This window comes from Vibrio sp. 10N.286.55.E10, from assembly GCF_002872555.1.
Classification (GTDB): Bacteria; Pseudomonadota; Gammaproteobacteria; order Enterobacterales; family Vibrionaceae; genus Vibrio; species Vibrio crassostreae.
Map to the genome: position 1 here is coordinate 314,343 of NZ_MCSD01000060.1, position 9,452 is coordinate 323,794.

The window sequence follows — 9,452 nt, forward strand, 5'->3', positions numbered from 1 at the left end:
TTGACATTACTTAAGCTTATGGTTTGCTTAAAATTATATTCCAATATTAAATTGTGAAATCGCTCGAATTTAATACTGATATTGGGTAGTATGCGCGAGATTTCCCACCACTCGTGAAACTTTGACATGAAACTAACACTAAAGCAGAAGTTGATAGGTGCTAGCCTATCTGCTGTTGTCGTTATGGCTACAGCGTTGACTTGGTTGTCAGCAAACCAATTATTTGAACAGACTCGTAATGGCGTATACCTACGAGCTGAAAGCGTATCTGAAGCAGCATCTGAAGGTATTAAAAACTGGATTGATATCCGTACCGATATCGCATCAGCATTTAATGAGTTTTCACGAGAAAGTGATGTTGTTCCTTTCCTTAAGCAAGCTCGTGTAGCGGGTGGTTTTGACGATATCTTTTTAGGTACTCCTGAAGGCGGAATGTACCGTTCACATCCTGAACGTAATCGTGCAGATTACGATCCTCGTCAACGTCCTTGGTACCAAGAAGCAAACGCTGCAGGTAAGCAAATCATTACCACGGCTTATCAAGATGCAATCACGAAAGCACTACTAGTAACGATCGCAGAGCCTGTTCGCCACAACGGCCAACTTGTTGGTATTGTTGGTGCAGACGTACTTATCGACCAATTGGTTAACGATGTCATCAGCCTTGATGTTGGTGACAACGCTTACGCAATGCTAATTGATGCCTCTGACGGCACATTCCTAGCGCATCCAGATTCAGCACTAAGCTTGAAGCCAGTAAGCCAGCTTTCAAACGATATCTCTATGCCTATTATCGAAAACGCAGTGCGTACGGGTAGCATCGAGATCATCAAACAGCGCGGCGCTGACAAGCTGCTTTACTTCACGAAGGTGCCTAACACTAACTGGATCTTCGCGGTTCAGATGGACAAAGCAACAGAAGAAGCGAACCACTCAACGCTACTTACTCAGCTGATCATCACTGCTGTCGTTATTACGCTCATCGTAATCGTACTCGTGTCTTGGTTAGTGAGCTTCCTATTCCGCGACCTAAACCGCGTTTCAGCGGCACTTGAAGAAATTGCTTCAGGTGAGGGCGACCTTACTCAACGTCTTGAGCCTAAGAGCGACGACGAAATTGGTCAGCTTGCTGCAAACTTCAACCGTTTTGTGGGCAACATGCACACCATGGTGATCAAGCTAAGCGAAGTATCTGCTGCGCTGGGCAACCAAGCTCGTCAAACGGCTTCTCAAGCAGAAGAACGTAGTGCTCGTATCCAAATGCAACAAGACGAGATCAACATGGTAGCAACAGCCGTTAACGAAATGGCTGCAGCAACACAAGAGATCGCAGGTAACGCAGACCACACTGCACAGAACTCATCTGAAGCGGTTGGCGCGTGTGAGCACGGTACTGGTCAAGTGACACAGACTCAAAGCTCTATTCAAAACCTTGCTCAAGAAGTTCAAATCGCAACCAACGTGATTCTAGAACTTGAAGAGCACGGCAACAGCATCAACGCTATCTTGTCTAATATTCAAGGTATTGCAGAACAAACGAACCTACTTGCACTTAACGCCGCTATTGAAGCTGCACGTGCCGGTGAGCAAGGTCGTGGTTTCGCAGTAGTAGCGGATGAAGTTCGAGTTCTGAGCCAACGTACACACGGTTCAACGCAAGAAATTCAACAAACGATTGAGTTGCTACAAGGTACAACAGGCAAAGCGGTTAACATCATGAACGATAGCCGTACACTTGCTGAAACCAGTGTTGATGATGCTAACTCAGCGGCTGCAAGCCTAACGCAAATCCATGCTGCTGTTGAGCGCATCAGCGACATGGCAACACAGATCGCTTCTGCTGCAGAAGAGCAAGCGTCAGTAACGTCTGAGATCACTCGTAACACTGAAGGAATCCGTGACGTATCTAACGAGCTAGCAGACGAAGCACACCAAGCTGCAGAGCAAGCCGCGCAACTTTCTGAGCTGTCTCACGAGCTAGAGAGCGAAATCAGCCGCTTCAAGCTGTAAGCGCTAATTCGTAATTTAAAAGCCGAATGTTATTGTCACATTCGGCTTTTTTGTGTGTGCTAGTTAGAGTCATGAACCCAAACTAGTTGTTCGGGTAACCTGGGAATTTAGCTTTAAGTGCTGCGCGAGTAGGGAAGTACTGCTCCATAAATTTAACCATCTCTGGGTCGTTTGCTTGTAGCTCTGTGAACGTCGCAGAACTTAACTCTTGAGCACGGTAGCCTTTATAGTTCACGTCGTAGTAGGCATACAGAGAGTAAGCTAAGTACTCTTGATCGTAAGACTCAGCATCTAGATCAGCTTCGACAATTGTTGAGTCTTTACCGTTTGGAAAGTAAGAGCCTGCAAGAATCGCTTTCTCATTCAGTTCATCTAACTCTTTCTGCATCACACCCCATTTCGATGAAGATGACTGTACCGCTAAATTCATCACACCGTAATCGTGTACAAAGTGGATGATCTCTTCAAACGCAGCGTCTCTTTTCATTGCCAAGTCCGGCTTGTTCTCGCCTGTTGTCGTGGTTGTGGTTTCAGTCGCGAACAAATCTTGGAAACGGTAATTCTCATCTAAATATTCGCCTGCATCTCTATTCGGGCCATCAGCCCAATCTTCATCGTAAAAGAATGCCATCGCAGCTTTACTATCGTAAATGGCCTTGGTGACTTCTGCAGGGAAGCTATCAAGGTAATACTGCATGATGTTCTTAACGTGTGCGACCTTTGCTTCCGAATTGTTTACAGTTTTATCTTCAATCAACAATGGAATTTTATAACCGTGTGCTTCTACGCAGGTGCGTTGTTTGATGCCATTGTCGAGCAAATCACCTGTCGTGTTTGAGATAACAGAGCAATCACTCGTTGGGACTCTTGCAAACGCCCCTGACGTACTTTGCGCGAAGGATGGAACAAATTGAATACCGTTACTAAGCGTGTTACCAACACGAACGTAAAGGTTCATCGGTCTCATTTGATCGATATTAAATTTGTCGCCAGTAGCATCAATAATGAACTGCTTATTGATGGTCACGGTATCCGCTTTTTTCCATCGAATGACGTTGTTTATATTGTTTTCAACTTCTGCAATAGCAAGCTTTTCAAGAGTGCTCGTTGAGTTAAAGTTTTCGTAGTAAATACTGAAATTGTCAACGTCGAACGTTTTACCCGCTGAGTTTGTTGCCGTTACAGAGAAGGTGATATCTGCATCGCTTTGGGTTTTATAATTGCGCTCAGGAATGCCGTGAACTTGTGCGAAGCTGCCGCTAGATTTTAGATTATTACCATACTGAGTAATATCAATGTTCACGTTTTTGTCTGTACCCGCAGCAATCGATTTCACGCTGAATTGTAGTGAGTAATTGCTTCCTAAACTAACCACTGAGCTAGCGCTTGATGCATCGATTACATTCTTTGACGCGCTCGTGTTATTGCTGTCGCTGCCGCCGCATGCAGTGAGCATCGTAGTCAGAACAAGAGTTGGAATTGTGAGTTTGTATACCATAGGGGACCAAGTTATCTGCAAGCTATAAAGCCAGCATGTTACAAGAAATGGCATTTGCTCTTAGTAAGCTTTTGTAAGTAATGTATTAATAGTGCTTACAAATAAGCAATAAGTGATTGGCGGTGGTTATCTGTTTGAGCTGCTCGAAACTAGAATCACAGACAAACAAAAAGCCCGAGCATAAACTCGGGCTTTGAATGGTTTTCTTTATAGCTTAAGGAGAAGCTAGATTGCCTGACGAAGTTGGAAATAGCGTCCTTCTTCGTTCAACAGTGTCTCGTGAGAGCCGTTTTCTACAATCTCGCCTTGTTCAATCAGAACGATAGAATCCATCGATTCCAGACCAATCAAACGGTGCGTAATGAAGATAACTGTCTTGCCTTCAAAGTGCTTCTCGAACAGCGCCATGATGCTCTGCTCAGTTTGCTTATCTAAGCCTTCTGTTGGCTCATCAAGAAGCAGGATAGGGGCGTCATGAAGGATTGCACGCGCAATACCAATACGGCGCTTCTCACCACCAGACAGTTGACGACCGCCGTCACCTAACCAGCTATCAAGTGCGTTATTCTCAAGCAGCTTTTCTAGGCCAACGTCTTTAAGGATGTTAGCTAGGTGATCATCATTGGCGTCTGGTTTTGCAATCAACAAGTTGTCACGCAGAGTGCCGTTTAAGATGTCGACACGCTGGCTTACCACACTGATAGATTCACGCAGTTGTGATTCGTTCCATTGTGTCAGCTCAATGCCCGCGATAGAGATGTAACCCTTTTTCGGATCCCAGTAGCGAGTTAGAAGCTGAATCAGTGTCGATTTACCAGAACCCGTTTGACCCACAATCGCAACCTTGTTCGTTGCTGGGATAGTTAGGTCGACAGCGTTCAGAACACTGCGCTCAGAGTCAGGGTAGTTGAAGGTCACGTTTGAGAACGTAATATCAAGCGGCTTGTTGATGTCGAGTTTCTCTTCAGCAAACTGAACTTCAGGCTCTGACAGAATAACCTCGTTCAAGCGACGTGCTGAAGACAGAGTTTGACCTAAATGCTGGAACGCACCTGCAATTGGCATCAGCAGTTCAAAACTTGCCATAGTAGCGAACGCCATTAGCGCGATGAACGGGTCTGGTGCATTATCACCCACACCGTCAGCCGCAAGCCAAAGCATAAGAACAAGCGTCAAACCATTGAAAAGCATTAGCGCTGCTGAAGCCATACCGGTTAGGTTAGCGTTCACAAACTGATTCGCCATCAGCTTCTGCTGTGTCTCTAGAATCGCATTACGGTAACGCTCTTCCGCACCGAACAGAGTCAGTTCGCTGTAGCCTTCAATCCAATCTAGCGTAGTCACACGAAGATCCGCTTTGTTCTGTGTCAGTTCGCCGCCGTTACGCTTGCCCAGTTTGTAGAACAAGATTGGCCAAACCAACAGCATGATCAGAAGGATAGAACCTAAGATCAAACCTAGTGAGCTATCGAACCACATCAAGAACAGAGTCAGGAAGAAGATACCCAACACACCCACTGTCACAGGGCTTACTAAGCGCAAGTAAACGTGGTCCATTGCGTCGACGTCAGCAACTAAGCGGTTAAGTAGGTCAGCGTCACGAAGGTTTGAGATACGACCTGGGATCAGCGGAGCCAGCTTCTTGAAGAAGAAGATACGCAGATCCGTCAGTAGTTTGAATGTCGCATTGTGGCTCACAACACGTTCACCCCAACGACCAGCAGTACGGCTCATTGCCAAACCACGTACACCACCGCCCGGTAGCATGTAGTTGAAGGTTTCACGCGCAATCGTAAGGCCAGCAACCGCAGAAGCTGAAATGAACCAACCTGATAGCGTTAACAAGCCGATAGAAGCCGACAGAGTAGCAAAAGCCAATAGCATGCCTAGCGATAGGCCAAACCAATGCTTTTTATAGAGTTTCAGGTAAGGCAGTAAATCACGCATCTAAATTACCCTTATTGTCTTGTTGAGCTAAGTTCGCGTTAAGCATCTCTTCGAATAAACCACCCGCAGTCGAAAGCTGAGAGTAATGACCTTGTTCCACAAGACCACCATCGCGCATAACCAGAATGTTATCGACCGATTGAAGAGGAGCAAGTTGGTGCGTCACAAGCAGGGCAGTGCGACTTTCGATGTTGCTGTTAATGCCTTTCATCACGAGCTGTTCACTGCGAGTATCTAGGCTGGCAGTAGGTTCATCTAATAACCAGAATTGGCCGTCTTGAATCATTGCACGAGCCAAAGCTAAACGCTGAGATTGACCAACAGATAGGCCACCTGAACGATCAGAAATCATGTAATCCAAGCCATGCTCGTTTACAAATTCGTTAGCAAAAGATTGCTCTAGTGCGTTTTGAACAGTTTGGTCAGTGATATCTTGCTTACCTAGAGTGACGTTGTCACGAATGCTGCCGTGAAGCAACAGTGGGTTTTGGCCAACCCAGCTGTTCGTCTTACGCCAAGATGCCAAGTCTAAATCACGCAGTTCAATACCATTGATTTTCAAGCTTCCTTCATAAGGCATGAAACCAAGAATGGCATTAATTAAACTTGTTTTACCCGCACCGCTTGGGCCAACTAATGCAGTCGACTGGCGAGTATTCAGTGCAAACGAGATAGGGCCAACCAGTTGAACACCTTCTGGGCTTAACACTTTGAGATCTTGAGCTTCAATATTGATGCCTTGAGCCGGATCGAGCTGAGTGTCGCCTGATTTAACCTTAGTGATGTCTGTTTCTAGGAACTCGACAATACTTTCAGCTGCGCCAACCGCTTGTTGCTTCGCGTGGTAGAAAGTACCTAAGTCACGCAGAGGTTGGTAAAACTCTGGCGCTAAGATAAGGATAAACAAACCAGCGAATAGCGTAATGCCTGCACCGTAGTGGCCAAAGTTCAGCTCACCAATGTAGGTGAAACCAAAGTAAACTGCCGTCATCGCAATAGAGATAGACGTGAAGAATTCAAGCACAGCAGAAGACAAGAAAGCGATCTTCAATACATCCATAGTACGCGTTCTGAACACTTCAGATGCACCTTTCAATACTTCTGTTTCAGCGTTGGTACGATCAAATAGACGGATGGTTGTCATTGATTGCAAACGGTCGTAAAAGTGACCTGAAAGACGTTGCAGTGCTTTGAAGTTTTTACGGTTTGCATCGGCTGCTTTCATACCAACCAATGCCATGAACATCGGTACCAGTGGAGCAGTAATCAAGAAGATCAGACCTGCTGCCCAGTTTACAGGGAATACTACGACCAAAATAATGAACGGAATCATTACCGACAGAGACATCTGAGGTAAGTAACGAGAGAAGAAATCTTGCATGTCTTCTACTTGTTCTAACAACAGCGTTGCCCACGTACCGGCAGGTTTACCTTTAATGTAAGCAGGGCCTAACTCGCGTAACTTATCAAGGATGAGTTGCCTGATGTAGACACGGATTTGTTCACCACAGCGATAACCTGCGATTTCACGTCCCCATGTACAGCCAGCACGGCCAACGACCGATAATGCCAAGCCTGCGAAATGACCAACCAGTTCAGATTTATCGACATTCTCGATGATAAGCTGGTGAAGAATAGAGGCGAGAAGAGCTGCTTGAGCAATTAAAAACACGCTTGAAAGTACGCCAAGGCTAATCGCAATCATAAGCCAGCGCTTCGCTAACTTACTCTGTTGCTTAAGCCACTTGTTCAAGCTGCGTTGTTTTTTCTTATCCATTATGAAGGCTTAATGATAATTATTATTTGTTGAGGGCGGCTAGTATACAAAAGAAAGCCCAGTGGATATACCACTGGGCTCTAGGGATTTACAACAAAATGTGATGACGCCCTGCATCTACTGAGGCGAGAGCACCGATAATCAAATCTGCAATCTCAGATTTACTTATCGTTAAGGCCATCTAGGAAGCGTTCAGCATCCAGTGCAGCCATACAACCAGTACCAGCAGAAGTGATTGCTTGGCGGTAGTTGTGGTCCATTACGTCACCCGCAGCGAATACGCCAGGGATGCTTGTCTGTGTCGCGTTACCTTCAAGACCAGACTGAACGATGATGTAGTCATCTTTCATGTCGACTTGGCCTTTGAAGATTTCAGTGTTTGGCTGGTGACCGATAGCAATGAACGCGCCCATTACTTCGATATCTTCTGTCTTATCAGACTGAGTATCTTTAATACGAACGCCAGTTACGCCCATGTCGTCGCCTAGAACTTCGTCTAGCGTGCGGTCAGTGTGAAGAACAATGTTGCCGTTCTCTACTTTGTCCATTAAACGCTTAACTAGAATCTTTTCAGCGCGGAACGTGTCACGACGGTGAACTAGGTGAACTTCAGACGCAATGTTAGACAGGTAAAGTGCTTCTTCAACAGCCGTGTTACCACCACCCACAACTGCAACTTTCTGGTTGCGGTAGAAGAAACCATCACACGTTGCACAAGCAGAAACGCCGCGGCCTTTGAATGCTTCTTCAGACTCTAAACCTAGGTACTTAGCTGACGCACCTGTTGAGATGATCAAAGCATCACACGTGTACTCGCCAGAATCGCCTTTAAGACGGAAAGGGCGGTTTGATAGATCGACTTCGTTAATGTGGTCGAACAGGATCTCTGTTTCAAAGCGCTCTGCGTGCTCTTTCATGCGATCCATTAGAGCTGGACCCGTTAAACCTTCGGCATCACCTGGCCAGTTTTCCACTTCTGTTGTGGTTGTAAGCTGACCACCTTGCTGCATACCGGTAACCAGTACTGGGTTTAGGTTTGCACGAGCAGCGTAAACTGCAGCTGTATAGCCAGCAGGGCCAGAACCAAGAATCAATAAATTACAGTGCTTTACGTCGCTCATGAGGACTCCGAAATTGAAATTGTTTTTATTTATAATCGCTTAGGATTGTATGGAAAATATGGAGGCAATAAAAGGTTAAACAAGGGGAGAAGTGTAATTAATCGTTATAGGTTAGAACTTAATCGAGACAAACGTTTTCGTGGCTGAAATCGATGTTGCAAATGTACCTATTATAAATTATCGTAAACTAGTTTACTAAGTTGCAATCAGCTAGGATGGGAAAAGTGATTTTTGAAGAACGTATTTGTATTGAAGCATCACCTCAAGACATATATTCGCTATATGTCGATGTAGAAAACTGGAATCAATGGGATAAAGAAGTGGTCTACTCTCGGCTACTGGGGGTATTCGAGGTTGGTGTGAAAGGTATTATAAAGCCGACCAATGGACCTAAATCAAAGATAGTAATTACGGATGCTACACCAAATAAGAGCTTTACTGTCATGAGCAAACTGCCATTCTGCCTTCTATCATTTGAGCACCAGTTACAGGTTAAAGGAGAAATAACGGAAGTAACTCATAGAGTTAAGTTTTCGGGGTTAACCAGTTTTTTGTTTGGGAAAGTCGTGGGTAAGAAAATTTATGATGGACTACCGTCTACTCTTGAAGGATTAAAAAAAAGGGCAGAGAACAATGTTTAAGCATGAGCTCCCATCGGACAGCGTAGGGCTACAGCTCTGGGTCGCTTACAATAAATGGCATTCAGAGGTAATGAAACTCCTTAAGCCGCTAAACATCAACCATACTCAGTTCGTTATACTCGCTTCAATACTATGGTGTAACAAGAACAAAAACGAAACCACGCAAACAGAAGTAGTCAATATTACAGGCTTGGATAAGATGACATTATCAAAGTCGATGAAAGCGCTGGTTGCGACTAATCTTATCTCTAAAGATAAAGGTGTTAGAGATTCACGTAGCTTTTCTCTGAGACTCACGGAAACTGGGGAAGCTCTAGCAATAAACGCAATAGCGCAGGTGGAAGAGTTAGACCAACTATATTTCGAAAGCTTAAAGGGCGAAAAAGGACGATTTATTTCTTTGTTAGCAGGCCTTCAAGTTCCTTGAATTAAAACTCACTTTTGGACAAAAGTTTGTT

The 9,452-nt window shown here is 45.0% G+C and carries 7 protein-coding genes; 3 read left to right on the top strand and 4 right to left on the bottom strand.

Annotated elements, in window-relative coordinates; genetic code table 11:
• Positions 1-126: 126 nt before the first annotated feature.
• Entirely contained in the window at positions 127-2,010 is a 1,884-nt protein-coding gene (locus tag BCV39_RS22510; RefSeq protein WP_102432400.1) for a methyl-accepting chemotaxis protein, read from the top strand.
• Between the two features lie 82 nt (positions 2,011-2,092).
• Here the strand turns inward: BCV39_RS22510 and BCV39_RS22515 are convergent, their stop codons facing one another.
• From BCV39_RS22515 to trxB, 4 genes are all read right to left on the bottom strand, one after another.
• The gene (locus BCV39_RS22515) at positions 2,093-3,508 is read right to left on the bottom strand and encodes a hypothetical protein (protein WP_102432401.1); all 1,416 of its coding nucleotides are present in this window, start codon (positions 3,506-3,508) and stop codon (positions 2,093-2,095) included.
• A gap of 225 nt (positions 3,509-3,733) precedes the next feature.
• Positions 3,734-5,455, bottom strand: coding sequence for a cysteine/glutathione ABC transporter ATP-binding protein/permease CydC (gene cydC / locus BCV39_RS22520; protein ID WP_102432402.1), 1,722 nt, complete (start codon positions 5,453-5,455; stop codon positions 3,734-3,736).
• Complete coding sequence (gene cydD, locus BCV39_RS22525) at positions 5,448-7,232, bottom strand: cysteine/glutathione ABC transporter permease/ATP-binding protein CydD (protein ID WP_102432403.1); 1,785 nt, start codon at positions 7,230-7,232, stop codon at positions 5,448-5,450. The genes cydC and cydD overlap by 8 nt, the downstream gene beginning before the upstream one ends.
• Positions 7,233-7,393: 161 nt before the next feature.
• Positions 7,394-8,353 (bottom strand): thioredoxin-disulfide reductase, encoded by a 960-nt coding sequence (gene trxB, locus BCV39_RS22530; protein ID WP_050052961.1) that lies wholly within the window; start codon positions 8,351-8,353, stop codon positions 7,394-7,396.
• Between the two features lie 215 nt (positions 8,354-8,568).
• Here trxB and BCV39_RS22535 point away from each other — a divergent pair, with 215 nt between their 5' ends.
• Positions 8,569-8,994: an SRPBCC family protein gene (locus BCV39_RS22535; protein WP_240493330.1), complete on the top strand. Its 426-nt coding sequence runs from the start codon at positions 8,569-8,571 to the stop codon at positions 8,992-8,994.
• A complete protein-coding gene (locus BCV39_RS22540; protein WP_017107991.1) occupies positions 8,987-9,421 on the top strand; it encodes a winged helix DNA-binding protein in 435 nt (144 codons plus the stop codon). Before BCV39_RS22535 ends, BCV39_RS22540 begins: the two co-directional genes overlap by 8 nt.
• Positions 9,422-9,452 lie beyond the last annotated feature (31 nt).

What these genes read in the sequence shown, in the direction of transcription:
- cydC (WP_102432402.1), bottom strand. Translation starts at nt 5,455, where the DNA reads ATGCGTGATTTACTGCCTTACCTGAAACTCTATAAAAAGCATTGGTTT.
- BCV39_RS22535 (WP_240493330.1), top strand. Translation starts at nt 8,569, where the DNA reads ATGGGAAAAGTGATTTTTGAAGAACGTATTTGTATTGAAGCATCACCT.
- cydD (WP_102432403.1), bottom strand. Translation starts at nt 7,232, where the DNA reads ATGGATAAGAAAAAACAACGCAGCTTGAACAAGTGGCTTAAGCAACAG.
- BCV39_RS22540 (WP_017107991.1), top strand. Translation starts at nt 8,987, where the DNA reads ATGTTTAAGCATGAGCTCCCATCGGACAGCGTAGGGCTACAGCTCTGG.
- trxB (WP_050052961.1), bottom strand. Translation starts at nt 8,353, where the DNA reads ATGAGCGACGTAAAGCACTGTAATTTATTGATTCTTGGTTCTGGCCCT.
- BCV39_RS22515 (WP_102432401.1), bottom strand. Translation starts at nt 3,508, where the DNA reads ATGGTATACAAACTCACAATTCCAACTCTTGTTCTGACTACGATGCTC.
- BCV39_RS22510 (WP_102432400.1), top strand. Translation starts at nt 127, where the DNA reads ATGAAACTAACACTAAAGCAGAAGTTGATAGGTGCTAGCCTATCTGCT.